Source organism: Nostoc sp. WHI (assembly GCF_015714725.1).
GTDB lineage: Bacteria > Cyanobacteriota > Cyanobacteriia > Cyanobacteriales > Nostocaceae > Nostoc.
In genome coordinates, this window is sequence record NZ_WBKM01000247.1 from 26,791 (window position 1) to 48,133 (window position 21,343).

Annotated in this window: 15 protein-coding genes and 1 pseudogene; 9 read left to right on the plus strand and 7 right to left on the minus strand. The window is 41.9% G+C overall.

Translation table 11 applies throughout. From position 1 onward, the window contains the following. Positions 1-239: 239 nt before the first annotated feature. Both F8S12_RS25235 and moeB read right to left on the minus strand, forming a co-directional pair. Positions 240-383 (minus strand): hypothetical protein, encoded by a 144-nt coding sequence (locus F8S12_RS25235; protein ID WP_196519059.1) that lies wholly within the window; start codon positions 381-383, stop codon positions 240-242. 78 nt (positions 384-461) lie between these two features. Continuing rightward, positions 462-1,634: a molybdopterin-synthase adenylyltransferase MoeB gene (moeB, locus tag F8S12_RS25240; RefSeq protein ID WP_196519043.1), complete on the minus strand. Its 1,173-nt coding sequence runs from the start codon at positions 1,632-1,634 to the stop codon at positions 462-464. A 746-nt stretch (positions 1,635-2,380) separates the two neighbouring features. On the opposite strand from moeB, the gene F8S12_RS25245 reads away from it, so the two are divergent. Further along, positions 2,381-5,179 (plus strand): beta strand repeat-containing protein, encoded by a 2,799-nt coding sequence (locus tag F8S12_RS25245; protein ID WP_196519044.1) that lies wholly within the window; start codon positions 2,381-2,383, stop codon positions 5,177-5,179. Between the two features lie 206 nt (positions 5,180-5,385). Here the strand turns inward: F8S12_RS25245 and F8S12_RS25250 are convergent, their stop codons facing one another. Further along, the gene (locus tag F8S12_RS25250; protein ID WP_196519045.1) at positions 5,386-5,850 is read right to left on the minus strand and encodes a Mov34/MPN/PAD-1 family protein; all 465 of its coding nucleotides are present in this window, start codon (positions 5,848-5,850) and stop codon (positions 5,386-5,388) included. A 498-nt stretch (positions 5,851-6,348) separates the two neighbouring features. Then, positions 6,349-7,674 (minus strand): DUF58 domain-containing protein, encoded by a 1,326-nt coding sequence (locus F8S12_RS25255; RefSeq protein WP_196519046.1) that lies wholly within the window; start codon positions 7,672-7,674, stop codon positions 6,349-6,351. A 136-nt stretch (positions 7,675-7,810) separates the two neighbouring features. Here F8S12_RS25255 and F8S12_RS25260 point away from each other — a divergent pair, with 136 nt between their 5' ends. Then, entirely contained in the window at positions 7,811-8,356 is a 546-nt protein-coding gene (locus tag F8S12_RS25260) for a hypothetical protein (RefSeq protein ID WP_196519047.1), read from the plus strand. Between the two features lie 64 nt (positions 8,357-8,420). Here F8S12_RS25260 and F8S12_RS25265 read toward each other — a convergent pair whose 3' ends face one another. Both F8S12_RS25265 and F8S12_RS25270 read right to left on the minus strand, forming a co-directional pair. Further along, positions 8,421-9,371 carry an AAA family ATPase gene (locus tag F8S12_RS25265; RefSeq protein ID WP_196519048.1) on the minus strand — a complete coding sequence of 317 codons (951 nt, stop codon included), beginning with the start codon at positions 9,369-9,371 and terminating at the stop codon, positions 8,421-8,423. 55 nt (positions 9,372-9,426) lie between these two features. Next, positions 9,427-10,521 carry a DUF4350 domain-containing protein gene (locus F8S12_RS25270; protein WP_196519049.1) on the minus strand — a complete coding sequence of 365 codons (1,095 nt, stop codon included), beginning with the start codon at positions 10,519-10,521 and terminating at the stop codon, positions 9,427-9,429. 159 nt (positions 10,522-10,680) lie between these two features. Between F8S12_RS25270 and F8S12_RS25275 the strand changes: the two genes are divergently transcribed. Together F8S12_RS25275 and F8S12_RS25280 are read left to right on the plus strand one after the other, a co-directional pair. Beyond that, entirely contained in the window at positions 10,681-11,961 is a 1,281-nt protein-coding gene (locus F8S12_RS25275; protein ID WP_196519050.1) for a glycosyltransferase, read from the plus strand. Between the two features lie 60 nt (positions 11,962-12,021). Continuing rightward, positions 12,022-13,512, plus strand: a complete 1,491-nt coding sequence (locus tag F8S12_RS25280) for an ABC transporter permease subunit (protein WP_196519051.1) — start codon at positions 12,022-12,024, stop codon at positions 13,510-13,512. Positions 13,513-13,763: 251 nt separating this feature from the next. Here the strand turns inward: F8S12_RS25280 and F8S12_RS25285 are convergent, their stop codons facing one another. Further along, positions 13,764-15,692 carry an alpha-amylase family glycosyl hydrolase gene (locus F8S12_RS25285; protein WP_196519052.1) on the minus strand — a complete coding sequence of 643 codons (1,929 nt, stop codon included), beginning with the start codon at positions 15,690-15,692 and terminating at the stop codon, positions 13,764-13,766. 700 nt (positions 15,693-16,392) lie between these two features. Here F8S12_RS25285 and F8S12_RS25290 point away from each other — a divergent pair. The 5 genes and pseudogenes from F8S12_RS25290 to F8S12_RS25310 all read left to right on the plus strand — a co-directional run. After that, positions 16,393-17,442, plus strand: coding sequence for a hypothetical protein (locus F8S12_RS25290; RefSeq protein WP_196519053.1), 1,050 nt, complete (start codon positions 16,393-16,395; stop codon positions 17,440-17,442). A 263-nt stretch (positions 17,443-17,705) separates the two neighbouring features. Next, positions 17,706-18,500: a 30S ribosomal protein S2 gene (gene rpsB / locus F8S12_RS25295; RefSeq protein WP_196519054.1), complete on the plus strand. Its 795-nt coding sequence runs from the start codon at positions 17,706-17,708 to the stop codon at positions 18,498-18,500. A 394-nt stretch (positions 18,501-18,894) separates the two neighbouring features. After that, entirely contained in the window at positions 18,895-19,839 is a 945-nt protein-coding gene (gene tsf / locus F8S12_RS25300; protein ID WP_196519055.1) for a translation elongation factor Ts, read from the plus strand. A gap of 237 nt (positions 19,840-20,076) precedes the next feature. Next, positions 20,077-20,904 (plus strand): hypothetical protein, encoded by an 828-nt coding sequence (locus tag F8S12_RS25305; protein WP_196519056.1) that lies wholly within the window; start codon positions 20,077-20,079, stop codon positions 20,902-20,904. Between the two features lie 148 nt (positions 20,905-21,052). Beyond that, a pseudogene (locus F8S12_RS25310) lies at positions 21,053-21,343 on the plus strand (ATP-dependent DNA helicase RecG); the annotation flags it as partial.

The following is a 21,343-nucleotide window of genomic DNA, read 5'->3' on the forward strand; positions in this document are numbered from 1 at the left end:
TCTTCAGAGGTACGCAGAGAATAACTTTGCGTACCTTTGCGTTAACAAAGTCAGTTTAATTCCCCTGCCTCTACAGGCAGTCAGTTTTGCGGTGGGGTTTACAGCGAATTGCTATCAATCGTGCCACATACGGAAATAATCAAAGCCAGTGATAATTAATTCATTCTGCCATTTATCTTGTGGCGGGTTTGGTCGAAAACTGCTGTAAATCCCCGTTGCAAAACTTAATTACGAATTATTCAAATCTCTGCGTTCCTTTGCGTTTGTAAAATACCACTCACCACAATATAAATTAACCAAGTCAGGGTAATTGCTCCCTGCACTGCTGCCAACACCCAAACTTGCACCCATAAAATATTAAGATGAGATTTTGAGGTATTCATGACATAGGATTTTGCCTTATATAAAGGCGCAAAGACGCAAAGAAATCTTTGTGTTCTTCGCGTCTTTGCGGTTAGTTTTTAATACTCTGGAACTGACGAATCGATTTCTCGACTCCAAGCGGTAATTCCGCCTTTGACATTCGTCCCGACAATTCCAGATTCTTTGAGAATGGCGAGGGCTTTTGCCGATCGCCCGCCTAACTTACAATGAGCAATTAAGCGGTGACCGTTCAATATTTCCTTCACTTTAGCAACGCCATTGCCATTTTCAATCTCTGGTAAAGGCACCAACACTGAACCAGGAATCTTAGCAATGTCGTACTCATGGGGGTTGCGGACATCCAGCAGTACAAAATCTTTTGCACCACTATCCAGCAACTCCTTCAAATCCTTAACAGTCATTTCTGGACTTTCCATCTGCTGTTTTGCCTCCTCTGCCTTCGCTTGTGGAATTCCGCAGAATTGTTCGTAGTCTATCAGCTTTTCAATCACTGGGCGAATCGGGTTAGGACGCAGCTTCAATTCCCGAAATTTCATTTCTAAGGCGTTGTATAATAGCAACCGTCCACTGAGAGTGTTACCTTGCCTCATAATGATTTTGACAGTTTCCGTTGCTTGGATTAAACCAATAATTCCTGGCAAAATTCCTAATACGCCACCTTCTGCACAAGAAGGAACCATTCCTGGTGGTGGTGGTTCTGGGAAAAGGTCACGATAGTTGGGGCCATCTTCGTAGTTAAATACAGTAGCTTGCCCTTCAAAGCGGAAAATTGAACCGTAGACGTTGGGCTTGTTTAGCAATACGCAGGCGTCGTTAACTAGATACCTGGTGGGAAAGTTATCGGTGCCATCCACCACGATATCGTAAGGTTGGAGGATTTCTAGGGCGTTTTCTGAACTCAGGCGAGTTTCGTATAAATCAACCTGGCAATAGGGGTTAATCTCGTGAATCCGGTTTTTTGCTGATTCAATCTTGGGTTTACCCACCCAGGATGTACCGTGGATTACTTGGCGTTGCAGGTTGGAAGTATCAACAACATCGAAATCCACAATCCCGATGCGTCCAACACCCGCCGCCGCCAGATATAAAAGTAGTGGTGCACCTAATCCACCTGTACCGATACACAGTACACTGGCAGCTTTCAGGCGTTTCTGTCCTTCCATTCCCACTTCCGGCAAAATCAGGTGTCGGGAGTAGCGTTCGTAATCGTCTTTGGTTAACTGAATTTCATCCAGATTGGGATTTAACATGACATTTATGATGTGGAAGAGCGGGAATATTAATCCTATCGAAAAATGATATCTGTCTGAAAATTAAGCTGTTAAATTATATTTTCAATTGTCTCTGCTTGGAACTGATGATGAGCATCAAGGCTCCAGCTTCGCCGTTTTCGACGTTAACTATTATATACGAGTATCCTTGCCAAGGGTATAGGCGATCGCATTTGCCCCACACTCATTAGTCTTCTTTATAAGTACTTCAGGCATCTCCAAAGAATTGACTATCATCAAAGTATGAAAAACAGAGAAATAGTAGCAGTATTTTATACAGTTATCTCTAGTCATGTAAAGAATACGCAAACTTATGTCTTTAAGCATAGACATCTAAGTAAATATTCTGTATATTGTTATTATAAGGTTATTTATATGTTCCCTATTTTCAAGCTAAACACCCGAAGGGCAATAGCCAAGCTATTGATCGCAAAAATTGAGAAAAGCCCGAAGCAGGCTATTTTCAAACATCCACACGCTCGTAAATTTGTACAGTTCCTAAGACTTACATATAGTCCTAGATAATTTGGATAAGTATTACATGCAAGCTAGTTAAGATAGCGAATCTTTAGGAAAAACTGCTAACCCTCAACGGTGACGTTAAAACCATATCGAAGTTGAAAGCCTCAACTCTCGGCTAGTTCACTGTGCCTTAAAACAGCACTAACAACAGATTGAGAACTGAAGTTACTGAAAACATCAATAATTTAGGTAGGTAGAAAGTTATGGCAAATATCAATGGCACGAATGGTAATGATTATCTATATGGCACACCGGGCAATGACCTCATTAAAGGCTTAGGAGGTGATGATTACCTATATGGGAATTTTTATTACTATGATCCCCGTAATGGGTATTATGATGACCCATATCTGAATGGGGGCAATGACACCCTAGATGGTGATTATGGTAATGATTTTCTTTATGCCTCCTATTCTATAGGGACAAATAATCTTAAGGGTGGAAGCGGGTCTGATTATTTAGATATTTCCTACTCTTCTGGGAATAATATTTTAGATGGTGGCTCTGAAAATGATTCCCTTGCTGCCTCCTATTCTACAGGGAAAAATACTCTCAAGGGTGGAAGTGGGTCTGATAATTTAGATATTTCCGTTTCTTCTGGGAATAATATTTTAGACGGTGGCTCTGAGAGTGATTTCCTTGATGCTTCTGCCTCTGCTGGAAATAATACCCTCTCTGGAGGTGCAGGAAATGACATCCTTAGTATTAATTACTCTACTGGTAACAATACGGTTTCAGGTGGATCAGGAGATGATTCTTTTTCCGCCTATGAAGTTCAAGGCAGAAATACTCTCAATGGAGAGTCTGGTAATGACTCCTTTTATTTTAGTGCTTCATATACAGCCCCTTCTTCCTTAGTGACTCAAACGGTAGATGGGGGAATAGGTGATGATTTGTTGTCTGTCGATTACACCTATGCTACTACTACTAACGGAATCACTTCGACTTTCAACGCTAGTACCAAAAAAGGCTTGATTACAGTTGGGACGAATCGGGTTAGCTACAAAAATATCGAACGATTAAACATCACAGGTACAGCCTATAATGACTTGATTGTAGGCACAAGTGGTAATGATACGCTGGATGGGGGAAGAGGTGATGACACCCTCGATGGTGGAACAGGTGATGATTTGTTGTCTGTCGATTACACCTACACTACTAGCGGAATCACTTCGACTTTTAACGCTAGTAATAACCAAGGCTTGATTACAGATGGGACGAATCGGGCTAGCTACAAAAATATCGAACGATTAAATATCACAGGTACAGCCTACGATGACTTGATTGTGGGGAACGATGGCAACGATTCTCTCTACGGGGGCAGTAGTGGCAATGATACGATTATTGGCGGTCAGGGTAACGATTACTTAAATGCTACCTCTGCAATAGGCGATAACTTCCTCGATGGTGGTTTTGGTAATGATAACTTAAATGCTACCTCTGCAACAGGCAATAACACCCTCGATGGTGGTTTTGGTAATGATAACTTAAATGCTACCTCTGCAACAGGCAATAACACCCTCAACGGTGGTTTTGGTAATGATAACTTAAATGCTACCTCTGCAACAGGTGATAACTTCTTCGATAGTGGCGATGGCAATGATTACTTAATTGTTGACAATTCAACAGGCAATAACTTCCTCGATGGTGGCGATGGCGACGATTACTTTAGTGCAGGTAGCGCATCAGGTAATAACACACTCAACGGTGCTGCTGGTAACGATACCTTCAATATTAACTATTCAACAGGTAATAACTTTCTCGATGGTGGCGATGGCAATGATTCTCTTACTGCCTCTGGCTATTTCAATCAAAGCTACACCGCATCTGGCAATAACACCTTCAACGGTGGTGCTGGTGATGATTACTTAAATGTTGACAATTCAATAGGCGATAACACTCTCAACGGAGGCGATGGTAATGATATTTTCAGCATTGACAATTCAGGAGGTAATAATCTACTGAATGGAGATGATGGCAATGACTCCTTCTCTTTCAGGGCATCATATATTGCCCCCTCTTCTGTATTGACTCAAACAGTAAATGGAGGAACAGGTGACGATTTATTATCTGTCAATTATTACAATGCTAATTACTATACAGGGGGGATCATTTCAACTTTCAATGCTACTACTGACCAAGGATCAATTACGGTAGGTCCCAATGAGATTAGCTACGAGAATATCGAAAGATTAAACATCGATGGTACAGCCTACGATGACTTGATTGTGGGGAGCAATGGCAACGATTCTCTCGGGGGCTATTATGGCAATGATACGATTATTGGCGGCCAGGGTAATGATCGCTTGATTGTTGAGTTTTCATCAGGCGATAACCTACTGGATGGAGGTGATGGCGCTGATTATCTCACTGCCTATGGCTCTGCCTTCAAGTACCGTGGCGAGTTTTTTCTTGATGCTATCTCTGGTAATAACACCCTTAATGGTGGCGCTGGTGATGATACCTTAAATATTAACTACTCAATTGGCAATAACCTACTCGATGGTGGCGATGGCAATGATTCTCTTACTGCCTCTGGCGATAGCTCGGTATACTCTTCTTATGGAGTTTATACTGTTTCTGGCAATAACACCCTTAACGGTGGTGCTGGTGACGATTACTTGAATGTTGACTACTCATCAGGCAATAATCTGCTGCTTGGGGGCGATGGGAACGACATACTGATAGGCGGCAGCAACGGTTTTGATACCTTTGCTTTCAATAGTTTTAATGAAGGCATAGATACTATCTATAGCTATGGTGGACTAATTCAAGTATCGTCCACTGGCTTTAGTGGCGGTTTATCACTAGGTTCACTCTCATCTGAGCAGTTTACCATCGGAACATCTGCAATCACAAGCAATCAACGATTTATCTATGACAACGTTACAGGTGCATTGTTCTTTGACCAAGATGGCAGTGTGGGTGCATTTAGTCAGGTTAAATTTGCACAAATAGGATTTGAATGGTCACTTACCGAAAACAATTTTGTGGTTGTTTAATCGTGATTCGTATTCCATAAATCAGCAGCAGAGGAAGATAGCGAAGTGCTTAATTAGCTATTTTCAGGTAAATAGACCACGCAGGGGTACATAAATAATTGCTCATGCGTGTCAAATTAAGCCCCGCTGAAGCTCATTTGTGGCTATACAAACTCAAGTCCGCCTAGGCGGACTTGGGAAACAAAGGATTAAGCCTCTTCTGAGTATTATAAATTAGGAATTATTTCAATTGCCTCTGCTTGAAACTGATGATGATGGTCAAGGCTCCAACTTCGGAGTTCTCCGGCTTTACCGTTTTGGACGGAAACTATTATATACGAGTATCCTTGCCAAGCATAGAGGCGATCGCATTCTGAGGGTATAGCAGGATGATCCGGGTGGGAGTGAAAAATGCCGATAATGTTCAGTGAGCGATCGCGTGCTTGCTTTTGTGTTTCTAGCATAACTTGAGGTGCGATCGCATATTGCCGTTTTTTACTTTCTGCTGTGCGTTCCCCTGGGAAATCAGCAGCCGCTTCTGTATTCCAGACATTTTCTGTTAGCATGACTTCTACCACAATTTTGCTTTCACTAGCCAGATAGCCTAAAATAATCCCGCAGCACTCGTCTGGGTAGGTGCTTTCGGCATGAGTGCGGATAGTTTGCAACTGTTCTTGGCTAAGTTGGATCATGTCTGCGTTGGTAATTTTGGCAACCTAACATCGCCACGCACTGACTTTATCTTTATCATAGTATGGGTGTAGCCTAATCCAGGCGATCGCAGCGATCAATAGTTATAGGGATAATTATGGAACGAGCATTTTTAGTACCAAAGTCATCCTGCAAAACTTGGAAAACCTCAGCAAATCTACTGGATTGTCTCTAACCAACAACAATTTTGTGATTGTTTAATCGTGATTAGTGGTTCATTTCTTTAGGCAAGTATTGCGAGGTGCTGAAAATATTACCTCGCATTTGATGAATCATATCATGTCCGGCTTAATACTTATGTCATTGCGAGGGTCGCGCGGCAATCCCAAAGCCTTGCGATTGCAACTCTTAGAGACGCTGCGCGAACATGCCGCTTCTCTACGAGACGCAAGCGCGTAGCTTGCTTCTCCGAAGGAGTACGTTACATTCGCAATGACATATCGTAAGTGATTTGCCGAACTTGATATCACTGGAATTAGCTAAAGTTGATTCCGCGCTTTGAGTTGCAGATATCGGTCAACCAACTGATCGGCAATTTGATTTGCTGGTGCATCTAGTACTAATACACCTTTTTGTTTCAACTGAGCAAATGCTACTTGTCGTTGCATTAATAAATCGAGTGCCACTGCACGAGCATAAGCACCTGTAACATCATCTGTGAAGGTGTGCGCCAGACGATCAACTTGCGGATCTCGTAGAGTCACGCAAAATGGCAAATAGCGAGGCGCTAGCTTGGAGAGTGCCGCGAGGAGTTCTGTAGAGGCGGTAACATCAACTAAGTCGGTAATCACCACTACCAGCGCCCTCCGAGTTTGTCGCTGCACAACATTTGTTACTGCCCCCAAATAATCAGATTCAAATAATACTGGTTGAATCGGAGTTAGGCGATCAATTAGCTGACTCAAATGATGTTGACCGCGTTCTGGGGGTATCCACGTATGCATCTGGCGATCAAATACACCAACACCGATGCGATCGCCTCGATGTAAACCTGCCAAAGCTAAGGATAAGGTTGCATTCAAACCCCAATCAAATCGCTGCAAACCCTGCACTTTTGCTGTCATCAACCTGCCGCGATCGAGTAATATCAGTAAAGTTTGCTCCTGTTCTGGTTCCAGAACCCTTATTAATGGCATTGCATTACCATAAGCACCAACTCGCCGAGCTGTAGCTTTCCAATCAATAAACCGCAAATCGTCACCAGTGCGATAGTTTCGCAGTTCAGCAAACTCTGTACCAATACCCGTTTGACGAGCTTGGCGCATTGATCCCGATGATTGCAGTGTCAGACGAATTGTAAGCGATCGCAATCCCACTAAATCAGGATAAACTTTCACTGGCAGACTTTGGGGAATTTGCCAATCATCCCAAGCTAATCCCCAAAATCCCAGCTGACGAACTTGAATATTTCCCCAAGGAAACTCTCCGCGCTGCGTCGGGTGGACAGTATACGTTAATTCCTGAGTGCTGTTCCGGGGAATGATGGCGCTAAGTTCAGGCGCAGACACGCCAAACCCTGTGGGGTAATAGTCACGGATTTGAATTTGAGCGTTGGTATTTTCCGATGTTACTTTTAATACAACTAAATTATCTCGCCCAATTGATAATCGTGGCGGTAATTCGCGGATAATTTGTACGCGAGAACGTTGCACCCACAAACCATCTATAACCATTAATAGGAGAACTACGGCATCAAATAGCAAAGTGATGGCGATCGCTGCTCTAATGGTAAGAAATAAGGATAGGATCGGAACAATCACTATACCCAAAACCAACAATAAATAAACTCGTCTGGAAGGAACCATTTTTTAAAGCGAGAAGTTAGGAATTAGATATAAGGGACTTCCAAATAAAAAATATCCCAGTGATCAACTAACGATACAATCACTATATAGATTTATTACTGCCATCAATAGCAAATAATTATTAATTTGCACAATCATGAATAGCAAAACTAAATTCTCGACTTTTGTCACCGTCACGCTGGCAGTTTCTTCTCTGACTGTCAGCACAGTTGTAGGACAGTCAAAACTAACGAACCAGTCAAAACTGTTTATCAACGGCATCGGCCCAGTACGAGTTGGCATGACTGTCCCCCAAGCGGCAAAAGCTGCTGGTACTCAGCTAGTGGGTGATCCACCAAATAACAATTGCTATTATGTTAAGCCACAAAATGAACCCAAAAATCTTTCATTCATGGTAACAGGAGGTCGCATTTCTAGAATAGACGTGCGGCAAAATACTCAGATTACTACACTCAAAGGTGCAAAAATTAGCGACACCGAAGCGCAAATCAAGTCCCTTTACCCAGGAAAGATTGAAGTCACATCCCATAAATATGTCAAAGACGGACATTATCTAACTTTCGTCCCAAAAGACCGCGATGATCAGAACTATCGTCTAGTCTTCGAGACTGATGGTAAGATTGTCACTAAGTTGAGAGCGGGTAAATTGCCGGAAGCCGAATATGTTGAAGGCTGTTCTTAATTTAAAGGTTTTGAAATTACGCAAAATCATTTTCATGCCTGAATTCAGCAACGCCAGAATTTTTTCACCTGGGAACTGGCACTTGATTAATTACCGATGCAATTACCGCGTCTATTTGTAAACCATCCAGCATTGCTTCTGGTTTCAAAATAAGCCGATGACGTAGCAAGGGCGATGCAACTGCTTTAACATCATCTGGCGTTACAAAATCCCTTTTAGCTAACCAGGCTAAGGCTTGAGATGTCTGCAACCAAGCACCGGCGGCGCGAGGCGATGCACCTAAAATTAAATCGGGATGTTGGCGCGATGTTCTCACCAATGCCAACAAATAATCAACGATCGCTTCTGATACTTTAACTTCTTTAGCTGCTTGTCGTGCTTGCAAAATATCGGCTACTGTTGCTATTGGTTTCAAACGGCTAATATCCAAACGCCGTGCTGCAAAACCCGCCTGACGATTGAGTAACATTTGTTTTTCCGCAGCTTGATCTGGGTAATCTACCACCAGCTTAAATAAAAACCTGTCCAACTGCGCTTCTGGCAAGGGATAAGTCCCCTCAAATTCTAAGGGGTTTTGCGTCGCAATCACCCAAAATAAATCTGGTAAGGGCAAACTTTCACCATCGAGTGTTACTTGCATCTCTTCCATCGCTTCTAACAGCGCCGCTTGTGTCTTGGGAGGAGTACGGTTAATCTCGTCTGCTAGCAATATTTCGGTAAATATTGGTCCTTTTTTTAAAGTGAAATTGCGGCTATTCAAGTCAAAAATGTTTGTACCAGTAATATCCGATGGTAAGACATCTGGTGTTAGTTGAATCCGGCGAAAGTCTCCTTGGATTAACTGCGCTAAAACTTTAACTAGGAGGGTTTTACCAGTTCCCGGTACTCCTTCTAAAATTATATGTCCCCCCGCTAGCAATGCTATTAGGAGTTGTTGTATAAGGCTAGATTGTCCGACGATTACTTGGTTAAGACCTTGACCGAGGCGAATTAAGATAGGATGGGTTTCGCTCATATTTTTATTTATAAAGAACTAACGCAGAAATATCATGCCTAATTGCAAAAATTAATTACGAATTACGAATTACCCTAATGGTTCGCCATTTCCCCAACCAGCTTAACAGTTCTCGTTCACTGATGGGTTGTTTCCGGGATTGTAGCTTTAAAACTGCATCTAGTTCTGCTGGACTTTTGCCTGTTTTTTCTATCCAGACATTGATCAAGGCTTGATGTTCTAAAGGTATTTGCCCTAATCCTAAAGTTTTTTGGAGTTGCAGTTGTTCTTGTTTACCTAGCATCTCGACAACAAAGTTATTCGTATCAGCTTTCTGCAACACTCCTGCTAAAGCTTGGATGTATGCCTCGCTGTTGTTTATGACTGGTATATCTAAAGCTACTGGCTTACCAAAGCGGCGATTTTGCGCCCAAATTAGCATCAATAGCAGGATACCTACTTGCACTAATATTGGAAATAGAGGAGTTTTTGCAAAGAAACTTGATAAACTTCCTTCGTTTTCTTTCTCTCTAATATCGGCATCTTTATAGCCGTGGATGTATTCATCTACTAATATTGTGTTACCTTTTTGAGTAACTAAATTGGCTAGATACTTAAAATTACTTAAATAATCTTGGTAAGCGTTAGCGGCTAAATAAGGAGTGGTAGAAAAAATCACGCTTCCTTCTTTATACTTTTCTTCCCAGACTACAGCACCAAAGCGATCGCCTAAATTAACTTGCTTCTGGTTAGCTTTGCGATATCGTCTGCGCGTGTCAATCTTAACATCTCCTTGGGGAGATTTCTGCATGGTGCTAAAGTCTGCTTCTGTAACCCGCGCCCTCGTACCTAAAATTACCAAAGTATTCCCTTTTTCTACCCATTCAAGCTCTTCACTATCCAGGCTCGCCTCTCTGGGAGAGCTACTTACCTGCAAAAGGGTAACAGGGCTATTCTCTGGCTGAATATCACTAAAAGGTTTTTGCCAGCGCTTGATAGAAATTTTCTGCTGTTGCATAAAAGCATACCAAGCACCATAGCCATCGGAGGCGCGGTTATAAGTAGAGCCATTATTAAGTTTACTATTATTGGGAGCCGCGATCAAACTAAGTAAAATAATGGCTGCTAGTGCGATCGCTCCCATCCAAGCAAGGCGATTTGAACGTTTCATTTTCAATTTTCTAAATAATCACTTGGTTTCACGATCAAGATTAGAGATGACAAGTGCTAATACTTACTTATTTTTTAAGTAAAGTCAAAAATATGATTAACTTTATTAAACCCATGCATTAAAACACTTATGAAACAAACTATACAAATTCCTTAAATTATGCACATCACAATCTTAACCATTGGTTCGCGTGGCGATGTTCAGCCTTACATAGCGTTGGCGATAGGCTTGCAAAACGCTGGACATAGGGTGCAACTAGCAACCCACGCCAAATTTGAGCCAGAAATTCGCGCATACGGATTAGAATTTGCTTTAATTAGCGGTAATCCTCAAGAAGCACTCGCCAGCGAAGCCGGACAAGCGTTAATGCAAACAAAAAATCCAATTAACTTCCCGCGTCAGTTTGCAGCCGTAATTGATCCGATTATGAAAACTGCATTAGAGGACTCATGGAACGCTTGTATCTTAACCGATGTAATTATCAGTGGGAGTGTTGCTTTTTGGGGATTTGATATTGCCCAGAAGTTGGGAGTTCCTTTTTATTTGGCATCAATGCAACCGTTGAATCGCACTAGCGCGTTTCCGAATACAGTTACACCACCAGAACTGGCCCGGCTAGGAAGTCTGTATAATCGATTTACGTATATTGTGATCAGCCAATTGTTCTGGTTTGTATTCCGTAAAAGTACTAATCAATTTCGTGAAACAACTCTGAACGAACCACCATTAAAATTGTGGGATTTGCCGTTTAAACGCATGAAACTTGCTCAAGTCCAATTTTTAAATGCGTTTAGTCCTTCGGTTATCCCTAAGCCAGTCGATTGGTCAGAACACAACCATGTTACTGGATACTGGTTTCTTGATCCACCTGCGGACTTTACACCCCCTCCCGACTTAGTTGAATTTCTTAATTCGGGTGCGCCTCCGGTGTACATTGGATTTGGCAGCATGAGCGGAAAACAAGCCCAAGAAGTCGCTGAAATTGCCTTAGCTGCACTTGTTAAAACTCAGCAACGGGGAATTTTTCTGACGGGTTGGGGTGGGATTGAAAATGCAGACTTACCCGATACTATATTTGAAATAGAATCGATTCCCCACAGTTGGTTATTTCCTCAAATGGCCTGTATTGTACATCATGGTGGTGCAGGAACAACTGCCGCAACATTTCGAGCCGGAGTACCTGGAATCATAATTCCATTTTTGGCAGATCAGCCATTTTGGGGATATTTAGGTGTCAAATTAGGTGTGAGTCCCGCAATGATTCGCCAGAATGAATTGACTGTAGATTCATTAGCGATCGCAATTACAACCGCAGTTCAAAATAAAAGTATACGCGATCGCGCTACTGCACTCGCTGAAAAAATCTGCTTAGAAAATGGCGTTGCAACAGCAGTGGAAATTATTGAAAAAACGCTGAATAATCTTAAGCCAAGTCCATAGCGGACGTTCGTTAAGTATAAAACAAAGTACTTCCCTGCTTTCTGAGGAATTCCTTTAAATATGAAGAAAAAAAAAGTTCGGCTATTAACGATACTGTTTGTAGCAATTTTAGTAATCAACATGATCACAGGACATAGTGATCCTCTAAAAGCTGCTTCATCTTTAAATAAAGATACCCTGACGATGATTACTTCACCAGATTATCCGCCTTATGAATTTTATGATACCAAAGGAGGTGATCGCCAAATCGTTGGCTTTGATATAGATATTGCCAAGACTCTAGCTCAAAAACTAGGGTTTAAACTTCAGATAATGGAATCCGATTTTAATGGATTGATTCCTGCACTCCAAGCAAATCGGGCTGATTTTGCAATGGCTGGGATGACTCCAACTCCAGAACGTCAGAAAAATATTGATTTTTCAATTATTTATTACGAAGCCAAAGATACAATTGTCGCCCTCAAGGGTAGCAACTTAAAGCAACCACAAGATTTATCAGGTAAAAAAGTTGGAGTGCAACTAGGAACGATACAAGAGCAAAATGCTCAAAAAATTGCTCAAAAAGTTGCGGGTATTCAGCTAAAGCAACTCAACAAAGTGCCGGAAGTAGTTCAAGAAATTAAATCGGGGCGAATTGATGCCGCAATTGTTGAAGATACCGTCGCTAAAGGATTCGCCCAAGCTAACCCAGATTTAGAGTTTAATACTATTCCCTCATCCGAAGCAAGTGGATCAGCGATCGCTTTTCCCAAAGGTTCTTCTTTGGTGGAACCGTTTAACAAAGTGCTTCAACAAATGAAGGACTTGGGTACATTGAAAAAACTAGGAACCAAGTGGTTTTCACAGAATATTATCGCCACTACTGCATCCTCAACTCCTATTAAAAGTGGACTCAATCTCGATTTCACCAGAATCCTCCCAGATATTCCCTTTATTCTTCGGGGAATTCCCTTAACTTTGCTGTTTACATTATTATCTGTATCCTTGGGTTTAATTTGGGGAACAATACTCTCTCTATTAAAAATTATCGGCATCAAACCGCTTACCTGGCTTGCTAACGCCTACACTTCTGTCTTTCGAGGCACACCCTTGCTGTTACAGTTGGCGTTGGTTTATTACGCAACACCTCAGCTTACAGGTTATGACATTTCGGCATTGGAAGCAGGAGTACTAACTTTTACCCTCAATTCTGGGGCTTATATGTCGGAAACCATCAGGGGTGGGATTCAAGCGGTGGATAAAGGACAAAGTGAGGCGGCGATGTCTATGGGTGTTCCCTATTGGTTGATGATGTGGGATATAATTTTTCCTCAAGGATTGAAGAACATTCTTCCAGCATTGGTGAATGAAACTATCGGACTGCTAAAAGATTCTGCATTAGTGTCAACAATTGGTGTAGTGGAAATATTACGCAGTGCCCAAATTGTTGGTGCAAATAAATATATTTATTTTGAACCTTTGCTATTTGCAGGCTTAATCTACTATCTTCTAGTAATGGGTTTGACTTTTAGTGCATCCGCTTTAGAAAAAAGGTTACGGCAAAGTGAGTAATGCAATAGACCTCTTATACGAATGTTGTAAGCCTGAAAAGATCGCCGATTTACCTGTAGGTAAATACAAATACAAAGACGGCTGCTTGGAAAAATCTCAGACGACATCATTTTGAAGAGAAAATTTATTAAAGGTGATAGTCTGCGGCTCGCTCTACCCAGCACAGAAACCGAATAAAAAATTCAGCCTAATCTCTTTATAGAGGGTATTAGACTGAATTTCTGTATTTTGAATCAAATTTATTGGAAACTCTACGATTCTCTTCCCGATGCCCAGGTATCACGCCATTTGACTGTGCCTTCTTTCGCAATTACCCAACGGCGATTTACCAAATTTTCGCGCAGAGGCGATCGCCCTTCCCGCCACATGGCATATTTATAAGCAATCAGCTTACCAGCACTTTCATCAAAAGGAATCTCAGCAGACCAAGTATTGGTGTTGATGTACTCTAAAGGATATGCTTTGCTGATATCCCAGTTACCCAACTCTGGGCAATCTCCTGTTACCACAATGATTTCACCGGGTTCGGTATGCACGCCAGTGAGTTGGACACGCACAATTGTTTGTCCTTTTATCCGTTCCCCAACGCGGCTGAAAACAAGCACTCCCCGTTCTTCCAGTATCAGGTTATAAATCTTGCCATCTTTCACCTCATACTTATTACGAGTTACCACGCAGGTATGTTCGCCATCGGGTAATTCTGTTTCTACTTCTGGTAGAGTAACTTCTCCTCCCCGGTTTAAAGCTACAAAACACAGTGAGTCACGATAGCGGCGCAAATAACAATAAACGTCGGGTGTTAAGTATTTTTGCCAGTGGCTACCCATTGATACGGCTGGATTCAGTCGCCGTAATCCCGACAGCAGCCTGATACAACGATAAATCTCACTCTCAGTATCCCAATTTTCCATCATCGGGCGGTTATATGGGTCATTACCGCCATCGGTGTCATCGTGCAAATACTGTTCTGTGCCGTAGTATATACAGGGAATGCCGCGAGATGTCATGATTAAGGCGATCGCTATCTTCAACATCGCTGGATCGGGATTCAGCGATTGGAAGCGGCACATATCATGGTTATCGATGAAGGTGACTAACTCTGTTGCCCCCTTGTAGCGATAATCTTGGTCAAAGATGTATTGAATTGTTTGGAATCCGTTTTCTGAACCTTGCGCTAGTGCGGCTCGAATTGCCACGCACAACCCAAAGTCTAGAAGTGTCATCCCTGAGTGGTTAACAAATTCCACCGAGCGATCGTCACTAGGATTACTGTAAATCCATTCACCAAAAATAAATACATCTGGTTTGTGATTGGTCATCTCACCAGTGAATTCTTGCCAAAACCAGATGGGCATATGCTTGACAGTATCCACCCGTAGTGCATCCACACCCCGGTCTAGCCATTGTTTAATGGCTGACTTGATATACTCACGATATTCCGTATTGTTTTCATTGAAGGTTGCTAGACCACATAATTCACAGTTCTGTACTTGCCAATCATCTTCCCAGTTTTGTACTTCGCCATAGTGGTGATACCAATGATTAACATCGTCATTGAAGTCAGCAATTTTGACGCCATCATCATATAATTCACCCTTACTACCACTGGTATCAGGGCTGCTGTGATTGCAGACAATATCCAGCACCAGCTTCATATTGCGCTTGTGCAGTTCTGTAATTAACCGATCAAAGGTCGTATTTCTTTCTTCCTGGGTAGCGTTTAAAGAAGGGTTGTCTCCGTCAGCAATGTAGCGAGGATTAAGCCTCTTAAAATCTTTTGTCCAATAGCCATGTAGCGCTGCATTACCAACAAATAACTCTTCAACCTGCTCGAATAACGGAGTTAGCCAAAGGGCTGTGACTCCCATATTTTTGAGATAGTCCAATTTGTCAATGACACCTTGCAAGTCTCCACCCCAGTACTTACCCCAATCTTGCCTATTAGGATCGTACAACTCGGAATTTGCACCTTCGCTGTTATCTGGATCGCCATCAAAAAAGCGATCAACCACAAGAAAGTAAATGGTTTCCTGACGAAATTCAATATCTCTAGTGTAAAGGAACTCTAGGTCAACCTCCGTATCTGATGGTGGTGTTTCTATAAGAGCTTCTACTTTTTCTTGTGCAGAATCAACTTTATATTGATCTGGTGAAAACTGGGATGGAGGAGTTGTTACCATAAAAAACTCAAAATTTCACGAAATTCAGGTTTGTAGATTCAACAGTACAGCGTTTTGAGTATTATGTGAGCTACAAACATCGGTATTTTGACATCCTGCCCACGGTGTAGGTATCTATCGCTAGCTAGTTTATAATTCTATCAATAGATGTAATTCCTCTGCTAGAGGATAAAAACAAAGGGATACAGCAGTTATTGACGGTAATTGCTTGCTAACAAAAATTTACAATATCAATATCTAGTCAAAGTGACCTGCGGGAAATACTGAGCCTAGCTTGTGTTTGAGTAAGGTAGACACATTCGGCGGCAGGCTCGTCGAGCTTCATACATAATTGAGTAAAATTATTTGTTTTAAAGAATATATATTTATCTTTAAGATTTTTAAAGAAAGTAAATAATAAGTAATCAAAAAATATATAAATTTGAGGTAACAAATTCCTTTTGTTACCACTGGATGTCAAGCTATAGAGTTGTGCGCGAAAAATAATCATGGAGTGGTAGTGACTAGATCATCAGAACTATTCAAACCAAAGTATTTTTATAAAAATGGTAACTATGTATGTTCAATTTATCATTTAGTTTTATTGTGCCAACTTATTTATTAACGAAGTTTCTCTCTAGGAGATTTGCTCTGTTGCTAAACTGACCATTGTCACTTTCAATCTGTTATTACTATAAAGCAATTAATTTGGGTAACGATTATGACCAAACATGACAAGATTTTTAACTCACCAAAGACATCAGAAGAATCACTAAGTCCAGAGGAAGCGGTAGCGGCGATCGCAGCTGTCACAGCGATCGCTGATTCATCGATTGAAGATGTAGATGCAGAAAGTTTAGCGGTTATCCTCTGGGAATTCGAGGTATTCGAGGAATACTCAGAAGATGAAATTACAGAAATAGTCGATAGACTTATAGGCATTGCAGAAGAGGAGGGAATTGGACCCCTATTTAATGCCGCCAAAGTATCTCTCTCAGATGAGTTAGTTCTGGATGGTTTTGCTGCTGGAGTGATAGTGCTTTTAGACGATGAACTCGCCATCCCTAAACAAAAACAAGCCTACCTCAAAAAGCTACAAACAGCCTTGGAACTTGAGGATGAAGAAGCAGAGGAAATCATCAAAGAGGTAATTGCAGCCTTTAAAGAAGCAGAAGAAGAAGAATATGAAGATGACGAAGATGAAACAGTAGTCATAGAAGATTATACTCAACAGACATATCAATCCCCCTTAGGTAATTTTACGGTAACGATTCCGGTTGATCCCCAGCAGGGCGGTAGAATTCAAAGTCAGGAAGGAGTAGTTGGCTTTTCCGATGACATTGGCACATTGCTGAGAATCGATTATTATCCTTTCCCGCCGGAACAGTTAGAAGAATTGGAGTCTGTTGGACAAGAAGAATATTTACAAACAATTTTAGTAGACAAGTATATATCCCAAGCGATTTTTGCCAATGTACCAGATGCTTCTGTGGAGTATGCAGAATATTTGGAAGATACTTTGGCAGGGGCTTACTACGTGTTAGTAGATATGCCCAAAGGTTCGACGATTTCTAAGCAAGAAAATAATGGAACTGCGATGAGATTGGATGCCTACCGAGGGCTACTCACCTTTATCAATGGTGAGTTTTTATATATAGTTAGCAGTCAACACAGCTTTTTAAACGGCGAAACTCCCGACTCGGTTGAAGAAGAAGCCGAAGACATTAAGGATAATATTTTAGAGTTTGTTGAGACTATCGAGTTCACTTAGTCTCAAAATCGAAAGGGAGTAGGGAATGGGGAGTAGGGAGTAGGGAATGGGGAGTAGGGAGTAGGGAGTAGGGAATGGGGAGTAGGGAATGGGGAGTAGGGGTATCAGGAAAATAACACCACAATGCCCAATGCCCAATGCCCCTAAAATATGCTAACCTAGTATGGTTAACTATAATCTCGCACATCTAAGAATTCGGGTGTTTCCCAGTTGGGAAATACACTTGGATGGAGGTTTAACCCGAATAGGAGTTAAGAATTTATATGCCAGTAGTTTCATTGGCTCAAATGATGGAGTCAGGGGTTCACTTTGGGCATCAGACCCGGCGTTGGAACCCAAAAATGTCTCCTTACATTTATACTTCCCGCAATGGTGTACATATCATCGACTTGGTGCAGACTGCCCAACTGATGGATAATGCTTATAACTATATGCGATCGCACTCTGAGCAAGGGAAGAAATTTCTTTTTGTCGGCACCAAGCGGCAAGCAGCTGGAATTATTGCCCAAGAAGCCAGCCGTTGTGGTTCCCACTACATTAACCAGCGCTGGTTGGGCGGAATGTTGACCAACTGGGCAACAATCAAAACACGGGTAGACCGCCTGAAAGATTTGGAACGCCGAGAAGAAACTGGCGCACTAGATTTATTACCGAAAAAAGAAGCATCAATGCTGCGTCGGGAAATGACAAAGCTTCAGAAATACTTAGGCGGCATTAAAACAATGCGGAAAGTACCCGATATCGTGGTAATTGTAGACCAACGGCGGGAATATAACGCAGTTCAAGAATGCCAAAAACTGAATATTCCCATTGTGTCTATGCTGGATACAAACTGTGATCCAGATGTAGTAGATATCCCCATCCCAGCAAACGACGATGCTATCAGATCAATTAAGCTGATAGTAGGAAAATTGGCGGATGCCATTTATGAAGGTCGTCACGGTCAGCTCGATGGTGAAGAGTATGACGAAGATTACGAGGGCGGTGAGTATGACGAAGACTACGAAGAAAGCGAATATACTGATGCCGTAATTCCCGATGAGGAAGAAGAGGAATAAGTAAAGCAGGGGTGAAGCAAGTGTGCAAAGTCGGGCGGTTGTTCGTAGAGTAGCGGCAATCCGCCCTAGCCTGCGGCAATTCGTAGGCTAAGGTAGAGGCGAAAAAACTCACACCTCATAACTTCATTATTTTTTATCCCCCAGCCCTGAGTAAGATAGAAATACTCAACACCCGTGAGACAATTTTGGATTTTAGATTTTAGATTTTAGATTGAAAAGAGCAATTAAGTCAGGGGCTTGTCATTTAATTTTGGATTTTAGATTTATTCTCGCGTTTAAATTCCCTTGCTCTCAGACTTTTTTAATTTTGAATCTTCAATCCAAAATCCAAAATTTAAAATCTAAAATTCGGTGAGCGATTACAACTCAAGGTCAAGTTAGGAATTGAGGCAACATGGCGGAAATATCTGCAAAACTCGTCCAAGAGCTACGCCAAAAAACTGGTGCTGGCATGATGGACTGCAAAAAGGCGCTGAAAGAGACTGATGGCAACATAGAAGAAGCTGGCGACTGGTTACGGAAAAAGGGCATCGCCTCGGCGGGTAAAAAAAGCGATCGCATTGCGGCAGAAGGTCTAGTAGACACTTACATTCAGCCAGATGGCCGGGTGGGTGTACTTATAGAAATCAACTGCCAAACTGATTTCGTTGCTCGTAACGAGGCTTTTAAAGCTTTAGTTAAGAACCTAGCCAAACAAGCGGCAACTGCTGATAGTGTTGAGTCTTTGTTGGCTCAACCTTATATTGACAATGAAAGCGTGATTGTAGAAGAATTCATCAAGCAAACCATTGCTACACTCGGTGAAAACATTCAAGTGCGTCGCTTTGTCAATTTTGCGTTAACAGCAGGTGTGCAAGGTACTGTAGACAGCTACATTCACACTGGCGGTCGAGTTGGTGTATTGGTAGAACTTGGTTCCCAAACTGAGGGGGTGGCTGCTAATCAAGAGTTCCAAAGCTTGGCACGGAACACTGCAATGCAAGTTGCGGCTTGCCCAAATGTCGAGTATGTGAGTGTAGACCAAATCCCTACCGAAATTGCTCAAAAGGAAAAAGACATTGAAATGGGCAAGGATGATTTGGCAAATAAGCCAGATAACATCAAAGAAAAAATTGTTCAGGGACGGATTGAAAAACGCCTAAAAGAATTGACTTTGCTCGATCAGCCTTACATTCGCGATCAAAGTATTTCCGTGGAAGACCTCTTCAAGCAAGTAAAGACTCAATTAGGCGAAGACATTCAAGTGGCTCGCTTTGTCCGTTATGTATTGGGCGAAGGCATTGAAAAGCAAGAAAGTAACTTTGCTGAAGAAGTCGCTGCTCAAATGGGTACTAAGTAATATTAGTTAGGAGTTAGGAGTTAGGAGTTAATAGGAATTTGATTCATAATTCATAACTCATAATTCTTAACTCCTAGCTTTTCTAAGGACAGGTCAAGCAAATAGCCTGACCTGTATTTTATTTAGTATAAGACGCGAAATTTCGCTTTTAATTTAAAATCCTCTGGAAAGTTACCCTTAAATAAATTAGTATATTTGTACTACTAAAATGGGTTATATGGGCAAGAACAAGAAGATATGGCAAGAGCAATCGAACGAATTGAGCAGGATATTACAGCACTGAAAGAAGCGATCCGGGCGATCGCAGTAGAACTACAAAGCGCTTATGCTAGTTATCTAACCACCTTGGGACTAGCTGTGCGAAAACAGTTGATTCTGGCGAGTTACCACCTCTGTACGCAGGGATATCCCGAAAACTTTCTGCATTTGTCATTGAATCAGCGCCAACAATTACAACAAGCCATTCGTAAGTTGGGTAAGCTGACAGATGAGCAATTGCTCACTTGTATTAAAAGTAAAGAAGCACGGATAGATGAGGAAGATGGGGAAGTAACATCCTCCTCACCTCCAGCGTTTTTGGACACCTCTACCCTTCAGACTCTCACCTCCGACACTTCTAGTCCTATAGAACTGGCACAATGGCAACAAAACATAGAAGACGTCACCCAAGAGATACTGAAAAAAGTTTCCCATGAGACTAATCTTTTATTACGAAAAGCTGGGGTATTACCCAAAAAATTACCAGAACCGATTTTAGCAGCGGCGGCGGCGGCCGCATCAGAAGCATCTGCCGAAGTAATGCCAGGGCCACCCAATTTATTAAACTTAGTAATTGAAATTGAAAGTGAGCAGCAGTCAGAAGAATCTGGACTGACGCACATTATGGCTATTAACCTGCGGCTAGGAGAAATTGAATTTGCTGACGCGACACTCTCCTCTGAGCGCAGGCAAATCCGCAGTATCTTAGTTCAACTCAGTAAGCTAGGGCGAGAGTATCAAAAGAAACATCAAGAAAGAGCGATCGCTGAAGCTGAAGCTGCATGGCGTGCCAGTTGGTTTGAATAAAGTTATGAGTTATTAATTATGAGTTATTAGTTGTTTATTCCTAACTCTGACAATTTTAGATTTTGAATTTGGGATTTTGGATTAAACTAAAAATCCAAAATCTAAAATCTAAAATCTAAAATTGAATGACTCCTCACTCTGCTGACCAATGACTAATGAAAAACCAGATTGGATACGATTGCACAAAGCCTTAGCAATAGAAGCCGAACATGGCTTTACAGACTTGGTAGGCAGACAATACCGCTTCAGTGAATTTCTTAGCCTGACTTTGGGAAAATTCCCAACAGGCTTGCCCCAAACTGAACGCCGCCGTTGGCAAGGGCTAGCGGTGCAATTTGCGAGTTATCCACATCTGGTACTGGAAGAAAGACAAGACTTGGTTGCAGAGACTCGTAGGTATCTCTATCAAATAGAGCAGGGGGAGCAGGGGGAGCAGGGG